Annotated in this window: 20 protein-coding genes; 16 read left to right on the top strand and 4 right to left on the bottom strand. The window is 56.5% G+C overall.

Going from position 1 to position 22,287, the window contains the following annotated elements; translation table 11 throughout:
* Nucleotides 1–216: 216 nt before the first annotated feature.
* The 11 genes from K1558_RS09385 (at nt 217) to K1558_RS09335 (ending at nt 12,973) form a co-directional block, all read left to right on the top strand.
* Nucleotides 217–618: a Fur family transcriptional regulator gene (locus K1558_RS09385; RefSeq protein WP_238651267.1), complete on the top strand. Its 402-nt coding sequence runs from the start codon at nt 217–219 to the stop codon at nt 616–618.
* Between the two features lie 184 nt (nt 619–802).
* Entirely contained in the window at nt 803–1,615 is an 813-nt protein-coding gene (locus K1558_RS09380; protein WP_238651266.1) for a uroporphyrinogen-III synthase, read from the top strand.
* 71 nt (nt 1,616–1,686) lie between these two features.
* Nucleotides 1,687–2,319: a ThuA domain-containing protein gene (locus tag K1558_RS09375; RefSeq protein ID WP_238651264.1), complete on the top strand. Its 633-nt coding sequence runs from the start codon at nt 1,687–1,689 to the stop codon at nt 2,317–2,319.
* Nucleotides 2,320–2,423: 104 nt separating this feature from the next.
* Complete coding sequence (locus K1558_RS09370) at nt 2,424–2,771, top strand: phasin family protein (protein ID WP_238651262.1); 348 nt, start codon at nt 2,424–2,426, stop codon at nt 2,769–2,771.
* Entirely contained in the window at nt 2,772–4,442 is a 1,671-nt protein-coding gene (locus K1558_RS09365) for an ABC1 kinase family protein (RefSeq protein WP_238651260.1), read from the top strand.
* Between the two features lie 344 nt (nt 4,443–4,786).
* On the top strand, nt 4,787–6,619 hold the full coding sequence (locus K1558_RS09360) for a DEAD/DEAH box helicase (RefSeq protein ID WP_238651258.1): 1,833 nt from the start codon (nt 4,787–4,789) through the stop codon (nt 6,617–6,619).
* Nucleotides 6,620–7,041: 422 nt separating this feature from the next.
* Nucleotides 7,042–7,872, top strand: coding sequence for a M15 family metallopeptidase (locus K1558_RS09355; RefSeq protein WP_238651256.1), 831 nt, complete (start codon nt 7,042–7,044; stop codon nt 7,870–7,872).
* A 158-nt stretch (nt 7,873–8,030) separates the two neighbouring features.
* Nucleotides 8,031–8,372 carry a DUF3243 domain-containing protein gene (locus K1558_RS09350; RefSeq protein WP_238651255.1) on the top strand — a complete coding sequence of 114 codons (342 nt, stop codon included), beginning with the start codon at nt 8,031–8,033 and terminating at the stop codon, nt 8,370–8,372.
* A gap of 182 nt (nt 8,373–8,554) precedes the next feature.
* A complete protein-coding gene (locus K1558_RS09345; protein WP_238651254.1) occupies nt 8,555–9,040 on the top strand; it encodes a glutathione peroxidase in 486 nt (161 codons plus the stop codon).
* A gap of 229 nt (nt 9,041–9,269) precedes the next feature.
* Nucleotides 9,270–10,904: a formate--tetrahydrofolate ligase gene (locus tag K1558_RS09340; protein ID WP_238651253.1), complete on the top strand. Its 1,635-nt coding sequence runs from the start codon at nt 9,270–9,272 to the stop codon at nt 10,902–10,904.
* Between the two features lie 704 nt (nt 10,905–11,608).
* Entirely contained in the window at nt 11,609–12,973 is a 1,365-nt protein-coding gene (locus K1558_RS09335; RefSeq protein WP_238651252.1) for an FAD-dependent oxidoreductase, read from the top strand.
* Between the two features lie 60 nt (nt 12,974–13,033).
* Here K1558_RS09335 and K1558_RS09330 read toward each other — a convergent pair whose 3' ends face one another.
* On the bottom strand, nt 13,034–13,420 hold the full coding sequence (locus tag K1558_RS09330) for a nuclear transport factor 2 family protein (RefSeq protein WP_238651251.1): 387 nt from the start codon (nt 13,418–13,420) through the stop codon (nt 13,034–13,036).
* 282 nt (nt 13,421–13,702) lie between these two features.
* On the opposite strand from K1558_RS09330, the gene K1558_RS09325 reads away from it, so the two are divergent.
* The 4 genes from K1558_RS09325 to K1558_RS09310 all read left to right on the top strand — a co-directional run bounded on the left by K1558_RS09325 (nt 13,703) and on the right by K1558_RS09310 (nt 17,447).
* On the top strand, nt 13,703–14,530 hold the full coding sequence (locus tag K1558_RS09325) for a formate/nitrite transporter family protein (RefSeq protein ID WP_238651249.1): 828 nt from the start codon (nt 13,703–13,705) through the stop codon (nt 14,528–14,530).
* 438 nt (nt 14,531–14,968) lie between these two features.
* Nucleotides 14,969–16,183 (top strand): MFS transporter, encoded by a 1,215-nt coding sequence (locus tag K1558_RS09320; RefSeq protein ID WP_238651247.1) that lies wholly within the window; start codon nt 14,969–14,971, stop codon nt 16,181–16,183.
* 66 nt (nt 16,184–16,249) lie between these two features.
* The gene (locus tag K1558_RS09315) at nt 16,250–16,774 is read left to right on the top strand and encodes a GNAT family N-acetyltransferase (RefSeq protein ID WP_238651244.1); all 525 of its coding nucleotides are present in this window, start codon (nt 16,250–16,252) and stop codon (nt 16,772–16,774) included.
* Nucleotides 16,764–17,447 (top strand): MOSC domain-containing protein, encoded by a 684-nt coding sequence (locus tag K1558_RS09310; protein ID WP_238651242.1) that lies wholly within the window; start codon nt 16,764–16,766, stop codon nt 17,445–17,447. Before K1558_RS09315 ends, K1558_RS09310 begins: the two co-directional genes overlap by 11 nt.
* A gap of 570 nt (nt 17,448–18,017) precedes the next feature.
* Here K1558_RS09310 and K1558_RS09305 read toward each other — a convergent pair.
* Both K1558_RS09305 and K1558_RS09300 read right to left on the bottom strand, forming a co-directional pair.
* Nucleotides 18,018–18,566, bottom strand: coding sequence for a GNAT family N-acetyltransferase (locus tag K1558_RS09305; protein WP_238651240.1), 549 nt, complete (start codon nt 18,564–18,566; stop codon nt 18,018–18,020).
* 44 nt (nt 18,567–18,610) lie between these two features.
* Nucleotides 18,611–18,859, bottom strand: a complete 249-nt coding sequence (locus K1558_RS09300) for a DUF2164 domain-containing protein (protein ID WP_238651239.1) — start codon at nt 18,857–18,859, stop codon at nt 18,611–18,613.
* Nucleotides 18,860–19,030: 171 nt separating this feature from the next.
* Between K1558_RS09300 and K1558_RS09295 the strand changes: the two genes are divergently transcribed.
* Complete coding sequence (locus K1558_RS09295) at nt 19,031–20,743, top strand: glutamine--tRNA ligase/YqeY domain fusion protein (protein ID WP_238651237.1); 1,713 nt, start codon at nt 19,031–19,033, stop codon at nt 20,741–20,743.
* 90 nt (nt 20,744–20,833) lie between these two features.
* Here K1558_RS09295 and K1558_RS09290 read toward each other — a convergent pair whose 3' ends face one another.
* The gene (locus tag K1558_RS09290) at nt 20,834–22,060 is read right to left on the bottom strand and encodes an MFS transporter (protein WP_238651235.1); all 1,227 of its coding nucleotides are present in this window, start codon (nt 22,058–22,060) and stop codon (nt 20,834–20,836) included.
* Nucleotides 22,061–22,287: the final 227 nt, after the last annotated feature.

Raw genomic sequence — 22,287 nt, 5'->3', positions numbered from 1 at the left:
ACGCTCCTTCTCTGGCAGCAGGCCCCCGGCACAGCACTGAGGAGATGATGACCCATCCTATGGTGGAGTTAATTTCGGGAATGGATCAAATCATACTGGAACCCAAGGTATCCCGCTGCAAAGTGCTGTGCCGATGCCGTTACCGCCCTAATCAGATTGACGCTGAGGCTGCCAGGATTTATACTTGATCTAAAAACAAGTCAGAGGATGATCACGATGAAGACCCTGAACTTAACTGCGCAACGTCAAGCCGTTTATGATATTGTCCGTAATTCCCATGACCATCCCACTGCTGCAGAGGTAATGAACCGGCTTGTCGAGCAGGGACATAATCTGGCCTACGGGACTGTATATAATTCCCTGCGTTATCTGTCGGATAAGCAGATGATCCGCGAGCTGAAGCTCGGCGAGGCGGCAAGCCGCTACGATGCCCGCCTCGATGACCATCAGCATATTATCTGCGAGGTCTGCGGCGCGGTGGATGAAGTGATGAGCCAGGTTCCGCAGGAGTGGATGGATTCGGTTGCGGCCGATACCGGCTACTCTATCACCCATACCCATGTTGTATTCGGCGGGGTGTGCCCGGCTTGCCGGAGCAAGAATCCGCGCAAGAATTAGAGGCCGGGCTCCGGCCACCCTCCAGAAGAGGCCGTCCGCACCCGGACGGTCTTTTGCCTGTGCGGTGGCGGACCTCCGGAAGGCAGCGGATCCGGGGGAAATATCCCATATGGTCTTTTCTTTTACCTGCTTTTGCAAGTATACTGATAAGCAATAATATGGGGTGTTGAGGGGAGAATCGTTCATGGCAGAGCAATTGAAGGGGCTGACCGTAGCCCTGGCCGGCCCGCGCAAAGCGGAGGAAATGGCGAAGCTGGTAGAGAATATGGGCGGGACCGCCCTGCACCGTCCGGCCCAGGGCACGTCCTTCCTGGATGATGCCGCACTGCATGACGGGCTGAAGGCATGGGTGGAGCAGCCGCCGGATCTGGCCGTGCTGACTACCGGCATGGGGCTTGAAGCCCTGTTCGGAATGGCCGCGAAGCTGGGGCTGGCGGAGCGCTTCCAGGAGGTTCTCTCCGCTTCACCGATTGCTGCGCGAGGCTACAAGACCGTGAATGCGCTGAAGAAGCGGGGGCTTGAGCCGGTGGTGCGTGATGATGACGGCAGCAATGCCGGCCTGATCCGCGGCTTGCAGGAGTGGGACCTCCAGGGTAAACGGGTCATGCTGCAGCTGCACGGGGAGACCGCGCCGCAGCTCACCGGGTGGCTGGAGCAGGCCGGGGCAAGCGTCGGCTGTGTGCAGCCCTACCGGTATACCGAGCCTGAGCCGGGGGCGCTGGAGCAGCTGCTTGGTGATATTACCGGAGGGAAGGTAGATGCGGTAGCGTTCACCAGCGGGCCGCAATTCCGCTTCCTGGCGCAGCATGCCCGGGAACAGGGACGGCTTGAAGCCCTTGTTCAGGCTCTGGAGGACAGGGTTCTGGCTGTGTCTGTCGGCAGGGTGACCTCGGAGGCGCTGAAGGAAGAGGGCGTGAAGCGGATCATCATGCCGGAGCATGAGCGGATGGGCAGCATGCTGGTCAGCCTGGGGCGGTATCTCGCAGCGAACCGGTAGCTGATAGACGTTAAGGGAATTCAATGAACAGTATTGCATCATTATAAAGATAAGAATTGAGGAGGAGACCTATGGATAAGAGAAAGTGCCTGTTGTTAGGCGATTATACACACCCGCGGTTTCACCCGCTGCAAGGAGTAGACAAGCAGGTCAGCGGGATTCTAAATGAGCTGCTGACGGTGCAGTGCTCGGAGAACCGGAAGCTGCTCCTGAGTGAGCATCTGGCCGGGTATGATCTCTGTATTGCTTATAATGAATTATGGAATGAAGCGGTATCTCCGCAGCAGACCGCCGGTCTGCTGAGTTATGTCAGCGGTGGCGGCGGCCTGATTGTGCTCCACACCGGAATATCGCTGGCGAAGCGTTACGAGCTGGCCCAGCTGATTGGGGGAAGATTCACCGGCCATCCCCCGTATACTACACTGAACTTCAAAGTGCATGAGCATGATATCACCGAAGGAATAGAGGACTTCCAGCTGGACGAGGAGCCGTACCAGTTCGATTTCGATCCGTTCACCGAGAAGACGATTCTGCTTGAATACGAGGCGGACGGCGAACGGGTGCCGGCGGCCTGGTGCCATAGCTACGGCCAGGGGCGGGTGGTCTTCCTGATGCCGGGCCATCATGAGCCGACCTTCCATCATCCGTCTGTCCGTAAGCTTATTCTGCAGGCGGCCACCTGGGCTGCGCGAATCCCCAGATAACCGTAAGAGGATGGCGTTAGGGGCGTGAATCCGCCTTTTTTTGTGAAATGGCGGGCTAAGGGGTATACTTTATCCATAATTGTAATCTTTGGGAGGGAAGTACCATGAGTGATTTGTTCAAGAAAGCAATCTCTTTAGGCGTAGGCCTCACCATTGTCAGTAAGGAGAAAGTAGAGAAGGTTGTAGACGACCTGGTCAAGCGGGGAGAGCTGGCGCCCTCTGAATCGAAGGCGCTGGTAGACCGGCTCATTGAGCGCGGAGATGAAGAGCGGGGAGCGTTCAAATCGGTTGTGCAGGAGCAGGTACAGCGGGTGCTCAAAGAGCTTAAGGTGCCGGTTCAGGCCGACATCGCCACGCTGGAATCGCGTATCGCCGTGCTGGAGAGCCGTGTGGCCGAGCTGGAAGGGGCATCGCCCCGGGAGAACCCCGCGCCGGACACGCCAGCGGAATAAATGGCGGTCCGCATCAGACATGCCGGACGTTACCGGGCAATAGCCATGGCGCTTATGCGTCATGGCTTCGGCTATATGGTGGAAGAGCTGGGACTGTATCATCTCTTGTCGCTGCCGCGCCGGATCATCACGCAGGAAGTTCATGAGAGTGTGACGCTGGGTGAACGGATCCGCCGGGTGCTGGAGGAGTTAGGGCCGACCTTCGTGAAGCTGGGCCAGCTCGCCAGCACGCGCTCCGATCTGCTGCCCGATTCCATCATCCAGGAGCTGGTCAAGCTCCAGGACAATGTGCCGCCCTTCTCGGCCGAGACGGCGCGCAACATCATTGAACAGGAGCTGGATCAGAGGATTGATGCGGTCTTCGAATACTTCGAGAATCACCCGCTTGCTGCCGCTTCCATCGGCCAGGTTCACCGGGCGGTGCTGCATGGCGGACAGAGCGTTGCCGTCAAAATCCAGCGCCCCGGCGTCATGCGGACTATGACCAGGGATCTTGAGATTCTGAAGGACCTGAGCCTGCTGGCGGAGCGCAGAATGGATTGGGCGAAGCAATACGGCCTGGCCCGGATGATTGAGGAGTTCTCCCGGGCTCTGCTGGCGGAGCTGGATTATACTCAGGAAGGGCGCAATGCCGAACGTATAGCCGGACAGCTGTCGGCTCAAGATAATGTATATATTCCAACCATCTATTGGGACTACAGCTCAACGAGGGTGCTGGCGATGGAATATATGGAAGGGGTCACCCTGAACCGCAGGGAGGAGCTGCTTGGCTCAGGCTTCAAGCTCAAGACCATTGCCGAGCAGTTTGTGCAGATGATGCTGAACCAGATCTTCATTCACGGCTTCTTCCATGCCGATCCCCATCCCGGGAACGTGATGGTGATGGAGGACGGGAAGCTGGCCCTGATCGACTTCGGAATGGTCGGGCGGCTCAGCGAGGACATGAAGGATGGCCTGTCTGCACTGGTCATCGCGCTTATGCGCAAGAATACCGATTCCATGGTACGGGCAATCCTGCGCCTGGGAGTCATCCCGGAGGATGCTGACCGGGCGGCTCTGCATGATGATATGGACCGGCTCCGGGAGCAGTATTATGACATCCCGTTCAAGCAGGTCAGCATCGGCAAGGCGCTGAACGACCTGTTCAGCATTGCCCGCAAGCACCGGCTGGTCATTCCGCCGGACCTGGCAATGCTGGGCAAGACGATGCTGACCCTGGAAGGCATGGTGGCCAGTCTGGACCCGGCCTTCAGCATCATGCAGATGGCGGAGCCGTTCGGCAGGCAGCTGCTGAAGCAGCGCTTCAGCGGCAGCCGCCTGCAGCGTAAGCTGCTGGGCGGGGTGGCTGACCTTGCCGAGAGCCTGGTCGAGCTGCCTGCACAGGCGAGGCAGCTGTCCGCCCTGATCAGCAAAGGCAAGCTGAAGGTGGAGATTGGGGTGCCGGAGCTGCAGGGGCTGGAGCACAAGTTCAGCCGGATCGGCAACCGGCTCTCCTTCAGTATCGTGCTGCTGGCCTTCAGCATCATTATGGCCGGGCTGATTATCGCTTCTTCGCTGCGCGGCGAGCCCTCGCTGCTCTGGGATTTCCCGATCGTAGAGATCGGCTCGGTCATCGCCCTGCTGATGATTCTGTGGCTGCTGTTCTCCATTTTCAAGTCAGGAAGATTCTAGCTGTGCGGGCCGGAGCAGAAATATTCTCCGGCCCGTACACACAAGAGGCGCGCAATCAAGTACAATGGATAAGGATAACTTGCCACAATTCAAATGTAATGGAACGCAAATGGAGTGCCGTCTGAATGTCCGGTGGATCGCTGCTGCCCAGAAACCGAACTTCGACCGCAGCCTTGCGGGCCTATGGGACGGAAGGGCTCCGGTGACGGGGCGCTTCCGCTTTTGTGTGAAGAGGAACTTGCAGAAGCAGCAGGAACTGACACATTTCGTACATTACTCCGTTCAAGGATTGAATATAAGTTATGACATGCATGTAAATTCAGGAATATAGTGAGGTGGAGCAATTGCCTAGTTTCAAAGATTTAGGAGTATCTGAAGTGCTGAATGATCTGCTCAGAGGGCAGGGCATCGTCAAGCCGACGCCGGTGCAGGAGGAGGCAATCCCGCCTGTGGTGCAGGGGCTGGATGTTATAGCCCGGGCGAAGACGGGAACGGGGAAGACGCTGGCTTTTCTGCTGCCGATCCTGGACAAGATCCGGGTGGAGGCAGCTTATCCGCAGGCGCTGATCCTCGCGCCGACGCGTGAGCTGGCGCTGCAGATTACGGAGGAAGCGCGCAAGCTGGCGCGCCATACCGGGGTGAAGATTCTGGCCGTCTACGGCGGCCAGGATGTGGAGAAGCAGCTCCGCAAGCTCGAAGGCGGACGGCATCTGATCATCGGTACGCCGGGACGGCTGCTGGATCACCTGCGCCGCGAGACGCTGGACCTTGGCGGCGTGAAGATGCTGGTGCTGGATGAGGCCGACCAGATGCTGCATATGGGCTTCCTGGAGGATGTGGAGACGATCATTACGTCGGTGCCGTACCGCCGCCAGACGATGCTATTCTCGGCAACCATGCCGGACCCGATCAAGCGGCTGGCTGCGAACTACATGAAGGAGCCGCTGGACATCATTATCCGCAGCGGATCGCCGATCCCGCTGGATAACATCCGCCAGCAGGTAGTGGAGTGCTCTGACCGCAATAAGGAGGAAGCGCTGATCTCGCTGATTGAGCGCGACCGCCCATATCTCGCGATCATCTTCTGCCGGACCAAGCGCCGGGTCTCGAAGCTGAATGAAGCGCTGCAGGCAGCCGGATATGATTGCGATGAGCTGCACGGCGACCTGTCGCAGGGCAAGCGCGAGGCGGTCATGAAACGGTTCCGTGACGCGAAGCTGCAGCTGCTGGTTGCGACCGATGTAGCGGCCCGCGGCCTGGACGTGGAGGGAATCACCCACGTCTTCAACTATGACCTGCCGCTGGACCCGGACAGCTACATCCACCGGATCGGCCGCACGGGCCGCGCCGGAGGCAAGGGCCTCGCGGTGACGTTCGCTTCGCCGCGCGACCGCGCCGGGCTCGAAGACATCGAGCGCGGCATCTCCCAGCGGCTGGACCGCCGCCGGTACGAGAAGGATGAATTCGGGACTGGCGAATTCATCCCGGTGCAGGGCGGCGGCTCGCCGCGCGGCGGACGGCAGAACGCTGCGCCTGAAGCGGCGCGCGCCGGACGCGGCGGCCGCGGGCAGGGCCGCAGCGGCGGTGCGCCGCGCGCGGAGGCCTCAGGGCGTCCGGGCGGGCGCGGACGCGGCGGCAAGGAAGCAGGCGGCTGGGGCGCGCCTGCGGAAGGCAACAAGCGCAGCGGCAATGGCGCAGCTGCGCGGGGTGGTGCCGCCGGAGGACGCGGCGGCAAGGAAGCAGGCGGCTGGAACGCGCCTGCGGAAGGCGGCAAGCGCAGCGGCAGTGGCGCAGCTGCGCGGGGTGGTGCCGCCGGAGGACGCGGCGGCAAGGAAGCAGGCGGCTGGAACGCGCCTGCGGAAGGCGGCAAGCGCAGCGGCTACAGCAGCAACGTGTCCAGAGGCGCAGACGCCGGCGGCTTCAGCTACGGCGCCTCCAAGGGGGCCGGCTCCGGCGCGGGGTACAACCCGGGCGGTGCGCAGGCCAGCCCGAAATACCGGGCGCATGTAGCGCGCAGCCATGACGCCTCTGCCGGCGGCTCACGCGGCGCCGGCTCGAAGGGCGGCAAAGGCGGCTTCGGCTCCGGCGGACGTGGCGGTAGCGGGGGCTCCACGCGCGGCAAGCGCGGCGGCAGCTCCGGCGGTGGTTCGCGCGGCGGACGCGGCTCCTCCAGATAAAGGCGCTTTACAGCCGGATCGGCTGCTTGGTACCATAGGATAGCTGGCCGGGCGGCCAGTTGTTCTGTGGTATTATTTATTATGCAGGGAATGCGAGGCTCATCGCATACCTCCCCCGGCAACATCAATGTCCGCAATTGTAGTCGAAAAACCGACCACATTGCGCCGTGTGATAGCGTGAGTACCAAATGTGATCGGAAAACCGACCACAATTCGTCATGTGATAGCGTGAGGACCAAATGTAATCGGAAAACCGACCACATTTCGTCGTGTGATAGCGAGCGGGCCAAATGTAGTCGGAAAACCGACTATAATGCACTGGACCACTCCCAGTAGTATCCAAGTGAAACATTTTGCCTGCCGGGCATGTCTAATAGTTATAATGAAGCCGTGTGCGTAACCTATAGGAGGATTAATCAAGCATGTCCAAAACCGCCAAGATTGTTATTCTACTTATTGTTGTGGTTGCCGTCGGCTGGGGGATCGGTAAATACACTGCTCCATCCGCTTCCCCGGCAAACGGAACTAATGCAGGCACAGGTACGGACCTGGGAGCCGGGCCGGATGCTGCGCCTGAAGCCTCCCCGCTGCCGGACGGAGAACAGACCCCGGGCAACGATGCTTCGGCAACAGCGCCTCCGGCGTCAGACGGCTCTGAGATGGTAGTCGCCGATCCCGACAGCACTGCGGTTATGGTGAATAAGCAGTACAGCCTGCCGGAGGAGTACAAGCCTGCCGATCTGGTCTATCCGGATGTGCCTTTTATCTTCTCGGAGAAGATTGAGAAGCGGATGCTCCGCCGGGAAGCGGCGGCCGCGCTGGAGGAGATGGTTGCTGCCGCGAAGCAGGACGGGGTTCATCTTGCCGGTGTATCGGGCTACCGCTCAGAAGCGACCCAGCGCAGACTGTTTAACAACTATGTGAAAAAAGACGGCGAAGAGAAAGCCCGCACCTACAGCGCAATGCCTGGACACAGCGAGCATCAGACGGGACTGGCCATCGATCTGTCCGGCAGTGACGGCAAATGTGCCGCCGAGAGCTGCTTCGCCGGGACGAAGGAGGCGCAGTGGCTGGCTGACCATGCCACAGAGTACGGATATATTATCCGGTTCCCTGAGGGCAAGGAGACTATAACCGGCTACAAGTATGAGCCTTGGCATGTCCGCTATGTAGGCAAGGAGATCGCCGCATCGATTGCCGAGCGGGGCATTACGCTGGAGGAATACTTCGATGCCATTCCGGTGAGCAAGTAAGCAGACAAGCGAATCAGGCTATAATCAGGCGGTCCTGCGGAATGATGCGGGGCCGCTTCTTTTCTCCGCCGTAACCTGAAGCTGTACCTATGGTTCAACCTCCAGACTGCTGGTTAAGTAGTGGGAAACCTCATACAAACTGAATGGAGGCATGCAGAATGGCTGAACACAATCATGTGGTAAGCAAGGACGGCAATGTGACCATGGACCGGGTAACCGAGGCACTGGGCAGGATTGAGCCGGGGCAGAAGGAACGCATTCTGAGTGATTTTGAACAGTTCAAGGTCTACTTGGGAAAGCGCATTCAATTAGCGCAGCGGATCGGGTTGAATGAGGAGCAGCTGGCGCTGGCCGCCGGCAAAATCGCGGATTATCTGGCCGCTTATGAAGAGCCCCGGAACAGTGAGGAGAAGCTGCTGCTGGAGCTCTGGAGAGCGGGCAACAAGGAGGAGCGCCACCGGCTTGCACATATGCTGGTGAAGATGGTGCAGCAGGAATAGCAGCAAGACACACAGCTCAATGAACGAGAGACGGTTGCGCACCAGTGGCGGACCGTTTTTTTGTTGATGCATCATAATCTGCCATTTGTTCATTAGTGGGACCCGGGCGCTGTTTTGGTTCTTGGCTGCAGATAGGATACAATGAAAGAGAGAAAATCTACAGCCGAAAGGATGCGAGCAGGATGTCGATCTACAGTTTTGCCGCCGTTACGCCTTCGGGCGCAGAGGTGTCCTTCAAAGACTATGAGGGCAAGGTGCTGCTGATTGCGAATACCGCCAGCCAGTGCGGGCTAACCCCGCAATACGGAGAGCTGCAAAAGCTGCATGAGCAGTATGCGGACCAGGGACTGGTAGTCCTCGGCTTCCCGTGTAACCAGTTTGGCGGCCAGGAGCCCGGTACCAGCGAGGAGGCAGAGGCCTTCTGCCAGTTGAATTACGGGGTGACGTTCCCGGTATTTGCCAAGGTGGATGTCAACGGGCCGGAGGCCAGCCTGCTGTTCCGGTATCTGAAGGGCCAGCAGCCGGGTGACGGGGAGAGCAGCGATATCCAGTGGAACTTCACGAAGTTCCTGGTGGACCGCAGCGGCCAAGTGATTGCCCGGGTTGAACCGAAGGAATCGCCGGAGAGCATGAAGGGGCTTATTGAGGCTGCGCTGGCCTCGAGCTGAATCTAACTGAATGATATTAAGAAGACATAGCCCTGCGGTCTGCAGGGCTTTATTCATGCATCGGCGGGCCCCTTCAGCGTCTGCTGACCGGCCGGTATGAAAATTATCCTTGAATCTTTTCAGGGACCATGTATCCTTTGAAGAGAATGCTCCACGCATCCCTTGGACATGGAACGTATAGAGAATTGAAGGATGCAGGATAATAACGGCAGGAGGGTTACATACAGGCATGAGGTTAATTACAGAGGTAGCGGCGGCAGCCGGGATCAAGGAAGAGCATCTGGAGTTGTACGGTAAATATAAAAGCAAGCTCTCCCCGTCACTGTGGGCCGAGCTGAAGGATAAGCCGGACGGCAGACTGGTGCTGGTTACGGCGGTGAATCCGACCCCGGCGGGCGAGGGCAAAACCCTGACCACCATCGGACTTGCCCAGGCAATGAATGCTTCCGGCGTTAAGACGGTAGCTGCGCTGCGTGAGCCATCACTGGGCCCGTGCCTTGGCATGAAGGGCGGGGCGACCGGGGGCGGCCGGGCGCAGATCATTCCGGCAGACGATATTAATCTGCACTTCACAGGGGACATCCATGCGGTGAGCGCAGCCCATAATCTGCTCTCGGCGATGATTGACAATCATCTGTTCCAGGGCAACAGTCTCGGTCTTGATCCGCAGCGGATCGTCTGGAAAAGGGTCATGGATATGAATGACCGCAGCCTGCGGAATATTGTGACCGGACTTGGCGACGGCAACGGAACGGTGCGGGAGAGCGGCTTCCAGATTACTACGGCCTCTGAGATCATGGCGGTGCTCTGCCTATGCAGCGATCTTGCTGATCTGAAGCAGCGGCTTAGCCGGATTCTGATCGGTTATGACCAGCAGGGACAGCCGGTCACTGCGAAGGAGATCGGAGCGGTGGAAGCGATGACTGCGCTGCTGAAGGAGGCGGTTAAGCCTAATCTGGTGCAGACGCTCGAAGGCACGCCGGTGATTGTGCATGGCGGACCGTTCGCCAATATTGCCCATGGCTGCAGCAGTGTGATCGGCACCCGATATGCACTCAAGCTGGGCGAGGTAGTGGTGACGGAAGCAGGCTTCGGCGCTGATCTGGGAGCTGAGAAATTCATGGACATCAAGTGCCGCCAGGCCGGGCTGACGCCTTCCGCCGCTGTGCTGGTGGTTACGGTGAAGTCCCTGAAATATAACGGCGGCGTCCGCAAGGAAGAGCTGTATGAAGGCAACCGGGCCGCGCTGCTCTCGGGGTTAGCCAACATGGAGCGTCATATTGAGAACCTGCGCAAATTCGGTGTCCCGGTGCTGGTGGCGCTCAACCACTTTGAAGGGGATTCGCCTGCGGAAGTCGGGGATGTACTGGAGGCCTGCCGCCGGCTGGGCGTCCCTGCTGCAGTATCCAAGGTTTGGGCTGAAGGAAGCGCGGGCGGACAGGAGCTTGCTGAGGCGCTTAAGAAGCTGCTCGTGCAGGAGGAAGCTGTGAATTTCGCTCCTCTGTACGAAGATCATCTGGATATTCCGTCCAAAATCAACCGAATCGTTACCGAGATCTACCGCGGCGCAGGCGTGGCCTTCTCTCCTGCTGCCAAGCGGAGCCTGGCAGCGATTGAGCGGCTGGGGCTGAACCAGCTTCAGGTCTGCATGGCGAAGACCCCGTATTCCTTCTCGGATCAGCCGCGTCTGCTGGGAGCACCGGAAGGCTTCACCATGGGCGTGCGGGACATTACCCTGTCGCTGGGTGCAGGCTTTGCCGTGGTCATCACCGGCAACATGGTCACCATGCCCGGCCTTCCCGCCAAGCCCGCAGCCGAGAGTCTGCTGGTGGACGAGGATGGCGTAATTTCCGGTCTGCAATAAGGCGCCTTCCCGTCTGTGCATTTGCCGGAGCATAGCCATCGGCCAGTATAGCCGTTAGATATAGCTTGGCCTCACTTTACCGCAGGTATGCTGCGGGGGTGAGGCTTTTTTGTGTGCTAAATACCGAAAATACATTGACTATTACTGTCCAATCCACACAAAAAAAGCTGCAGAGATTGAATCTAACGCAGCTTTCAAACATTAATGTCTTTGTTTCAGTTTGTCCAGTTCATCCATAGATAGTCCTGTTAGTTCAGCAATGGTAGGGAAATCCTTGTGCCATGATTACCAGTTCTGTTGCATACTGACGTTCCCTTCAAGGAACGGTTGTTAGTTTTACATCAGCCAGCTCGTGCAGCTTGCGAGCAGAAGCGAGGCGAGTGCGGCCAAGTTCACCCCTGCTCCTTCCTGCTCCTGGCAGACATAATGCCCCTTCTCCGGGGGAAACTAAATCAACGATAGCCGTAAAGCGGCAGTGTGCTTGTAACGGATCATCCGGTTAACTCAAGGATAAATAAAATTTGAAATTGTGAACAATGTGAGAAAAATCACAATAACTATTGAAATGTGATAAATATCACAATATAATCAATGTATAAAGTGAAAACAATCACAAACGAATTAAGACTCAAAACCAGTCATTCCAGTTAACGCAGTCACAAGTATAGACAAATAAGCTTTTTAACTTGGAGGAGGAAGAAATCATGAAAGTAGCAGTCATTGGATGTACCCACGCCGGAACGGCCGCCATTGTGAATACCGCCCAGTTATACCCGGATGCCGAGATTACGGTCTATGAGCGTAACGATAATATTTCGTTCCTGTCTTGCGGGATTGCCCTGTATGTCGGGGGAGTCGTGAAGGATCCGCATGGATTATTCTATTCCTCGCCGGAGCAGCTGGCTGCGCTGGGTGTGCAGACGAAGATGCGCCATGAGGTAATTAACGTGGACACCGCCCGCCGGACGCTGAAGGTCCGCAATCTGGTAACGGGTGAAGAATTCGAAGATACCTATGACAAGCTGATCATGACCACCGGCTCATGGCCGGTTGTGCCTAAGCTGGAGGGGATTGACCTGAAGGGGATCCTGCTCTCGAAGAACTATCATCATTCCAACACCATTATTGAGGAAGCACAGAAGGTGAAGAGAATTACTGTTGTGGGTGCTGGTTATATCGGGGTGGAGCTGGTGGAGGCTTTTCAGATGAACGGCAAGGAGGTTACGCTGATCGACGGGGAAGAGCGGATTCTGAGCAAGTACCTGGATGAAGAATTCACTGCACCGATCGAGCAGTCGCTTAAGGATCACGGGATCAAGCTGGCACTTGGTGAAAAGGTTGCTTCCTTCGCCGGCGAGAACGGCAGAGTCACCAAGGTGATTACCAGCAAAGGTGAGCATGAGACGGATCTGGTTATTCTCTGCATCGGTTTCCGCCCGAATACGGAGCTGCTGAAGGGCCAAGTGGATATGCTGCCGAACGGCGCAATCATGGTCAACGACTATATGCAGACCAGCCTGCCGGATGTGTATGCTGCCGGTGACAGCTGTGCGATTCATTACAACCCGACTGGTAAACACGCGTACATTCCGCTCGCCACCAACGCAGTACGCATGGGAACACTCGTCGCCCGCAATCTGGTTGAGAATACCATCCCGTACATGGGCACGCAAGGAACGTCAGGCATCAAGATCTATGAAGACAATATTGCCGGAACCGGCTTGACGGAAGAAGCAGCCAAGACGGAAGGAATGGATACGGAAAGTGTGATGCTGGTGGACAATTACCGTCCGGAGTTCATGCCAACCTTCGAGCAGGTTCAGGTCAAGGTCGTCTATGAACGTGCCACCCGCCGCATTCTCGGCGCACAGATCATGTCCAAGATGGATCTGACCCAGTCGATCAACACCGTATCGGTCTGCATCCAGAATAAAATGACCGTAGACCAGCTGGCCTTCATCGACTTCTTCTTCCAGCCGCATTATAACAAGCCTTGGAATTTCCTGAACACCGCAGGTCTCCAGGCGCTGCCTAAGCCTGCTCCAGTCAGGGAGCCTGTCCACGCTTAATCATACCGTCACATCCGGAGCCCTCTTAAGGGCTCTTTTTTACATTCTAAAGTTGTCTTTTCAGCTGTAGTCTTCAATTAATGAGATTAAGCCATCCTTAATGCTGAATGTAGACGTTCCCTTTAATTGCAGGGTATCCCCGGCCGCTAATCCGCCCGGTAAATCCACGGCAAGAATGCCTTCGTAATCAATGGTCACCGCAACATTACTGTCTGGTGCTGCGCTGTACCCGGTAATGATCTGGCGGCGGCTGGAGAACATCGTTGATGATTGCTCTGCCAAAGCCCTGAAGGCCGGGATGCCGCTGGTTTCCGTGGTGATTACCCCATCTGAAATATTCCGGAAGATGACATCCTGGTGCATAAGGTCAACCATGCCTTGAATATCAAAAGAATTATATGCCCTGATATACGTTTCAATGATGTCCTGTTCTTCTTGGCTAACCATACTAAGACCCGTCTCTCTGGCCCGTTAACAAGCAGCCGGTATAACTTTTATCTTTTTTTATTCGCTGCTGGATGCTCCTGTTCCTTCCAGTGAGATTAATCTGTAAATCCTTAAGCTGTATTAAATCAGTGCATGAATCCAGCTTTTATGGTAAATTTGACATGTCAGTGAAAACTTTCACTTGTTTTTTGCATTGTGATTTTTGTCACGTAAATGTGATTGGGATCACGTTACAATGGCATAAAGGAACAAATTTTAAGTAATTCGAAGGGGATAGGAATCATGGCTTATAACAAACCGCAGGCAATCGCAGAAGTGACGGTGGAGAACGGAATTAAGAAGGCACATAATCCGCTCAGCACGGTACTCATTCTCGGTTTTCTGGGAGGAGCGTTTATTGCGCTCGGATTTTTGCTGGATATTCGCGTCATTGCCAGTGCACCCGCTGAATGGGGGTCCATTGCCAACTTCATCGGGGCGGCGGTGTTCCCGGTTGGGCTTATCCTGGTGCTGCTGGCCGGGGGGGAACTGCTGACAGGCAATATGATGGCGGTGCCGCTGGCCTTCATGGCGAAGAAGATCTCGTTCTGGGAAGTAATGAAGAACCTGGTATTGATCACGCTCAGCAACCTGGCAGGCGCACTGTTCGTGGCTTACTTCTTCGGACACATCGTTGGCCTAACCTCTGACGGGGCATATCTGGAGAAGCTGGTTAGTATGGCAGAGCATAAGATTGATGCCACCTTCCTGCAGGCCTTCATCTCCGGAATTGGCTGTAACTGGCTCGTTGCTCTGGCGGTATGGCTCTCGTACGGGGCAGATAATTTCAGCGGCAAAATCCTCGGTATCTGGTTCCCGACTATGGCGTTCGTGGCCATCGGCTTCCAGCACGTTGTAGCTAACATGTTCCTTATCCCTGCTGCGATCTTCGAAGGTCATTTCACCTGGGGCCAGTATTTCGGCAACTTCGTTCCGGTCTGGCTCGGCAATCTGACAGGCGGTGCTATCTTTGTCGCTGCCGCTTACTGGATGGCCTATCTGCGCAAGGAGCAGGCACCCGCTGCTTCCGCTGGGGCAATCCCTGCCACAGGGCTCAAGAAGCACGCTTAAGTTCATATAATCAGCCGGGCCCGGCAGCCCGGTGTGGCTTCAGGCACTTCCTGTCACTCAGCTTCCTCCTGCTCAGGGGGAGAGAGGCAGGGAGTGTTTTTTTGAACCGGCAAAAACAAAATTCACCGTGTACTCCGACTCGGGGGAACGAAATCGGAATTCACGGTGAACCAATTAGGGAGTGTTTCATATGCATTATTACCCTGGCTTCCGGGTGGCGAATCAGACCTGTTCCAGTAATTTTCTTTACGTGCCGGGGGCCGGACTATAGAATAGAAATAACGCTTGTCAGGCAGGGAGCGGCGGGTATTTTACAGTAGAACATTTCACCTATTACACGCGATAAAGCGTTAATGCGTATGCTTGATCTCCGCCCTGTTTTGGGATGATACTGGATGGATTGATGACAGAGATATTACAGGGGATGACAGACAAGCGATGAGATTTCTGCAAGCCTATCCGAAGGAAGTTAAGGTCTTCCTGATTGCAAGCTTAATTAATGCAACCGGCAGTGCGCTCATGTGGCCGCTGGTGACAATGTATGTATTCGATGAACTGGGACGCAGTATGACTGATGCAGGGCTCGTGCTGCTCGTGCAGTCCCTCGGGGGAATTGCCGGACAGCTCTTGGGCGGCTCTTTGTACCACAAGGTTGGCGTTAACCGGCTAATCGTCGGCGCCTTGGCGATGAATGCCCTGATGCTGTTCGCTCTCCCGTGGGCCAGCAGCAACTGGAGCGTGTTCATCATTGTAATGGGACTGGTGGGGCTGTTCAACTCTTTGTCGCTTCCGGCGATTCAGGCTTTCATCGGCTTCCGGTTCGCAGAGCAGCGTGCGGAGCTGTTCAATATTATCTATGTGGCGAATAATATCGGGGTAGCCCTAGGGACATCGCTGAGCGGCTTCCTGGGCAATTATATGCTGAGCTTTGTGCTGAACGGGGTGACCTCGGCGGTATTCGCCGGCTTCTTCTTCGTCTATCTGCGGAGGATAGGCTCGGCGCCTGCTCAAGACCAAACCGCAAGAAGACAGCCGCAGGGTGGTATGTCCGGCTGGAGACTGATGGGGAATACCCGGATCTACCTCTATATGGCGCTGGGTTCGATGTTTCTTTTGATCGGCAACTCGATCTGGAATACCGGTGTATCGCCATTCATTATCTCGAAGGGCTGGTCGAAGCAGCTCTACGGCTTCCTCTGGACGCTGAACGGTATACTGATCTTCGTGGCCCAGCCGCTGGTCAGTCTGATCAAACGCTGGTTCGCCAAGGCGTCCACTTCACAGATGACTGCAAGCGCGGTGTTCTACCTGGCCGGATACGCTGTCCTTCTGTTCCTGCCAAGCTATCCGGGTATGCTGCTGGCAATGGTTCTGGCTACCCTGGGGGAGATGCTGATCTCCCCGGCGATGCCTTCATTCATCTCGGAGCATGCGCAGCACAGTGCGCCTTTCTATCTGGGACTGAGCGGCGGAATCGGCGCGGCCGGACGGGTCATCGGCCCCTATCTGATGGGCATTCAATTCGACCGTGGCGGCTTGGCTCCGACAGGGTGGCTGGCTTGCGGCATGGCGGTGCTGGCCGTGGGATTCTTCGCGGTGCATGCCTATGTGAACCGCTCCGCTGAGCAGCGGCTTGCACGCAGAACGGCATAGATTCACTTGCAATAACCAATCCTTCTATTATCTGCTATGTGCTTAGCAAGGCAAGGAGGTACATTCATGCAACAATTAGACAGAGAGCCGGCGCTGGTCATCCGCCCGTCTGAGCTGAAGGATGTCCGGGAGCTGATAGTGCTCGATCATCTGATCTGGACGGAGCAGACGGCGCCTGGCCCGCTGATGTGGCGCTCCCGGGAGGACTATCTGCTTCATGCGCCGCCCGGCTCCCAGCTTGTAGCTGTGCATAATGGCGAGCTGTGCGGAGTTGTCGGCTTCGGCTGTCCCACAGAGATGGAGAGCAACCGCCACGTCTGCGAGGTGAATATTGCAGTCCATCCGCACTTTCAGCGCCAGGGTGTCGGCAGCCGCCTGATCGCAGAAATCAAGCGCCATGCTGCCTGCCATGGCATCCGTAAGCTGCGCCTGCGGGTGCTGTCCAGCAACACACCGGCGATCCTGTTCTACCGCAAGTGCGGATTCGAGGAAGAGGGCCGGCTGCGGGAGGAATTCTATCTGGGCGGGCGGTATGTAGATGAGATATTCATGAGCTGCAGGCTGACGGGAGGAGAAGGGGATGGAGACTGAGATGAAGACTGGGCTAAAGGGGCAAGTCGCCTCGCTGAATGTAGGCAAGCCGAAGACGATGGAGTACCGCAACCAGCCGCTATCCACCGGTATCTATAAGCTGCCGGTTGCCGGTAAGGTTGCGCTTCATATGGAAGGGTTCGACGGCGACGGGCAGGCGGATCTGGTGAACCATGGCGGACCGGACAAGGCGGTCTGCGTCTATCCGGTAGAGCATTATGCGTACTGGGAGGAGCAGCTTGACCGGAAGCTGGATTATTCCGCCTTCGGCGAGAATATCACAGCCCGCGGGCTGCTGGAGACCGAGGTCTGTATCGGGGATGTGTACGAGATCGGTACCGCCCTGCTGCAGGTGAGCCAGCCCCGCTTCCCGTGCTTCAAGCTCTCGCAGAAGCATGGCCCGGCGGACATGCCGGCGCGGGTGCTGTCTACCGGCTTCAGCGGCTTCTATTTCCGTGTGCTGCGTGAGGGCAGAATTGCGGCGGGTGACCAGATTGTGAAGCAGGAGAGCGGGAACGGCGGCTTCACCGTGAAGCAGGTGCTCTATTTCATGGAGCACGGCCGCAAGGATCAGAGCGGGCTGGCGGAGCTGGCCCGGCTGGAGAGCCTGGCGTCCGGCATCCGCGAGCGGTTCCAGCGCTGGCTGGAAGCTGCGGAGAGCGCGGAGAGCTAGGAGAGAGCTTAGGGCGAGGAAAGACGATACTTACCCCCAGAGTGCGTGTAAGCTCTGGGGGTGTTTCTGGTGTGGTTAAGAGTAGCTGAATGTGCGGGCGTCTGAACGACTGAATCAGACCTATTCAGAACCTGCGGGTGCTTGGAACACACTCCCCCTTTGAACTCGTGAGCCCACAAGATCCGCCCCGGCAAGTAAACAAATGGAATAACGTATCTTAGTCCGTCGGCTTTGGGTGAAAGCTCCGACTTAAGTGGAAAAACAACAACTAAATTAGTTACTTTAAGCTCCGTTAGATGAAATGTGAGAAATTAAGTGTTGTTTATCCAACAGTTGCCCCTGGAGCGGCAAATTACTGGTTAGTAAGTGGAGGAAACCCAACTATGTCCCGCTTGCACCTAAATCCGCCGAAAGCGGGCCGGAAGCGGAAATGAAGTGTATTAATTCACCTGAATCCGGCGAAAGTAGGCCGTGAGCGGAAATGAGGAGCACTAGTGCACCCGAATCCGCCGCTCCCGCCCCTATATCATGCGCTCCCACCCGTACCCTACTACCTTCAATCTTGCCAGCTCAGCCAAGCAGCTTCCATTCGCTGCGCAGCAGGCCGTAGACTGCATGGTTCACATAGCCGCCGGGGAGCTTCTCGGCCTGGCGGATGACGCCCTCGAAGATGAAGCCGAGCCGCTCAGGGATCGCCCGGCTGGCCTTGTTCCCGGTGGCGCAGCGGATCTCGATGCGGTTCAGCTCCAGCTCCAGCAGGGCGTAGTCCACAAATACCCGGCAGGCGCTGGTCATGTAGCCCTGGCCCTCATAGCCTTCGCCAAGCCAGTAGCCGATGCCGACCGAGCGGTTATGCCAGTCAATCTCGTGATAGCCGATGATTCCGGCGAATTCATCGCGGACCCATAGCCCGGCGGTGAAGCCTCCGTTCTCGCTGCCTTGCTTCACGGAATTCTTGATAAACGTGGAGAGATGCGATTGCTCTGTTACGTTATCCACCCAAGGCAGCCACTGCCTGAGGCGGTGGCGTGAACGCTCCACCAGGGCGAACATCTGGCGGGAATGCTCCGGCAACAGCAGCTTCAGCTTCAGTTCCTCATCAATGACATAATTAAACATGCGGCCGCCCCCTATATTATACGGTGTATATTAGAAGTCCCTGCCTAGCTGCGCTTGCTCCACTCCAGCGCGTAGATATCCTCCTCCATCGCCTGCATACGCTGGCCGACCAATGTACGGCAGTCGCCAAGTGCACTATTGTAGATCGTTGGCCCCAGCTCCTGCAGGAAGAACTCCAGCAGGTTGTCTGCGGCCAGATGTCCGATGGTTTCTCCACGTTCGGCCTCGAAATGGGCGCGGATGTTGTCGATGATCATATCCCGCTGCTCCTTGGGCAATTTAAGCGGCTTCATATGTAGCCTCCTTTTCACAATTATGCTTATAAACCTCATGCTACTCTATCGCCGGGAGGGAAGTCAAAGGATACAGGAGGCTTAACTTTTATTGAACATTCCCTGCTGAACGGGTATATTAATAGGAAACATGTTCATAACAAGGAAGTAGTTATATTACAGAATGAAAGGTTGATCATTGTGGAGAATCAGGGTACACCCTCCAATTTCATTAAGAACGTCATTACCGAAGATCTCCGCTCGGGCAAGGTGAAGGAAGTCGTCACCCGCTTCCCTCCGGAGCCGAACGGATATTTACATATCGGACATGCCAAGGCGATCTGGATTAACTTCACGCTGGCCGATGAATTCGGCGGCAAGACCCACCTGAGATTCGACGACACGAATCCGCTCAAGGAGGACACCGAGTATGTGAATTCCATCCAGGAGGATGTGAAGTGGCTCGGCTATGAGTGGGAGGAGCTGCGGTTCGCCTCAGATTATTTCGGGGAGATGTACGAGCGCGCGGAGCTGCTGATCCGGAAGGGCAAAGCCTATGTCGATGATCTGACGGCAGAGCAGATCCGTGAATTCCGGGGAACGCTGACCGAGCCTGGCAAGAACAGCCCTTACCGTGACCGCAGCGCCGAAGAGAATCTGGACCTGTTCCGCCGGATGCGGGCGGGCGAGTTCAAGGACGGCGAGAAGGTGCTGCGCGCCAAGATCGACATGGCTTCGCCGAACATCAACCTGCGCGACCCGGTCATCTACCGAATCTCCCACTCCCATCACCACAATACAGGCGACGCCTGGTGCATCTATCCGATGTATACCTTTGCGCATCCGCTGGAGGATGCGATCGAGCATGTGACCCATTCCCTCTGCTCGCTGGAGTTCGAGGACCAGCGCCCGTTCTATGACTGGGTGGTTGCGGAATGTGAGATGCCGGCAGAACCGCGCCAATATGAATTCGGCCGCCTCAATCTGGCCCAGACGGTGACCAGCAAGCGCAAGCTGAAGCTGCTGGTAGATGAAGGGCATGTGGACGGCTGGGATGATCCCCGGATGCCGACCATCTCCGGGCTGCGCCGCCGCGGGTATACGCCGGAAGCGATCCGCAGCTTCGTGCATGAGACCGGAATTTCCAAGAGCCAGGGTCTGGTTGATCTGCAGATGCTGGAGCACTTCATCCGCGAGGACCTGAAGCTGACCGTTCCCCGGACGATGTCGGTCCTGCGGCCGCTGAAGGTGGTAATCACCAACTATCCGGAAGGCGAAACCGAGTATTTCGAGATTGAGAACAATGTGGAGAACCCGGAGATGGGCAACCGCATGATTCCGTTCTCCCGCGAGATCTATATTGAGCGCGATGACTTCATGGAGGATCCGCCGAGCAAGTACTTCCGCCTGTTCCCCGGCAATGAGGTGCGCCTGAAGAATGCATATTTCATCAAATGCAACGATTTCATTAAGGATGAGAACGGCGAGGTAGTGGAGCTGCACTGCACCTATGATCCGGAGACGAGAAGCGGCAGCGGATTCACCGGACGCAAGGTCAAGGGAACGCTGCACTGGGTCGATGCCAGCCAGGCCGTTCCGGCGGAATTCCGTCTCTATGAGCCGCTGATCTCTGCGGAAGAAGCTGAGACAGATGCCGAGGTTGAAGGCATGGACGGAACCGCCGACAAGCCGGAGCAGACCTTCCTGGATCAGCTGAATCCGAAGTCGATTGAGATCCTCCAGGGCTTCGTGGAGCCGGGCCTGAAGAACAGTGTGCCGCAGGACAAGTTCCAGTTCTTCCGCCACGGGTACTTCAACGTAGACAGCAAATATTCGTCACCGGAGCATCTGGTCTTCAATCTGATCGTATCGCTCAAAAGCTCCTTCCAGCCTAAAAAGGGCTAACTCTGCATCAACGAATTCAGCAACAGCCATACAAACAGGCTTGGCCTCCACACGGGAGACCAAGCCTGTTCTATTGTGTAATGCGCTAACTTAATCTTCAGGCAGCTCGTCTTCAGCATCATCCGTGGACGGGTACTTGCCGCGGATCACAAAGAGCCACATGAGTCCGAAGCCGATCGTGCCGAAGAGGTCGAGGAGCGCCCCGGACAGATACATCGTCTGTGCGCCTAGGGTCTGGTACAGCCAGCCTCCGAGCACACCGCCTAGAATGCCGGCAATGCCGCTCCAGGCGAGCGTATAGAGCGCCTGTCCCGAAGAGCGGTAAGCCTGCGGCACGAGCAGCATGGTCAGCTGGGTGCCGACATAGAAGAAGCCGCCGAAGGTAATGGAGTGCAGTACCTGGATGATGGCCACCTGCAGCGGGGTAGTGGCATCCGCCATCAGCCACCAGCGCAGGAAGAACAGAGCACTAACCACGGTAAGTGAGGCCAGCAGCACAGAGACTCTGCGCCCGAGCAGGTAATTGCACAGAAACAGCACCCCCATCTCCAGAATGGAGGACAGAAACACCGCGAGGCCGATCATCGTCTTGCTTCCGCCCAGCTCGGTGATGTACAGTGACACAAAGGTATTGTTCATCGTATTCGGAATCGAGACCAGGATACCGAAGAGGATGAAGCACAGGAAGAACGGATGATGGAAGATATGGCGCATCCCCTTGAACGGCAGGGGGGCGATTCCAATGGAATGGTCAAGCTTCGGCAGCGTAATCAGTGCGATCATCGCGGCACAGAGCAGTGCTGCAAACAGATAGGACAGCACTGAGATGCCGGCCCGTTCAATCACAGGACCGGCCAGGATTGCAGTGAAGGCCCAGCCTAACGACCCCCACAGCCGGAACGAGCTGAACCTGCGGCTGGTTCCGTCAATATAACTGAGAATCATGGTATTGCTCTGGGCGAACAGCGGCCCCTGGAAGAAGTAGAAGAACAGGATGGATATGTAGATCATTTCATATGTATTAGCCTGAAATACAATCTGGGACAAGACCAGTGTTCCTGTCAGCATGACGAGGACGATCCGCCGGATATTCTGATAACGGTCACTCCAGATGCCCCAGAAGGGGTTGGCGATGATGGATACCAGCGCGCCTACGGACATCAGGCACCCGATCTCCAGCTTGTTCATTCCGACATCCTGCAGATACAGCGGAAAGAAGCTGGTGAAGAGGACGACTGTTCCATACACGAAGAAGTTGAACCATTTCAGAGAGGTGAAAGACAGCTGCTTATCGAGATTCTCCCGCAAACTTTGCACTCCTTTCCCGCCTGATGCCTTGCATTCTTGCCTGCGGCTGCTTGAAGGTTGCCGCTGCTATCACTGTAACATTTGTTGAAAAGGGATACAAACCAACTTTTATGGGGAATTTCAAATCAATGGTAAAAGTGTAGGGCAAAGATGTACGGATACCCGTTTAAGTTCAGTTTACAAATTGCAGTTACTCTAGGATAGCAGGCGGAAGCGGGCTGATAAGGCCTGTGACA

Source organism: Paenibacillus piscarius, from assembly GCF_022234545.1.
Classification (GTDB): Bacteria; Bacillota; Bacilli; order Paenibacillales; family Paenibacillaceae; genus Paenibacillus_AQ; species Paenibacillus_AQ piscarius.
Note: the sequence above shows the minus strand (reverse complement) of the source record. Positions and strands in the feature narration are given on the sequence as shown.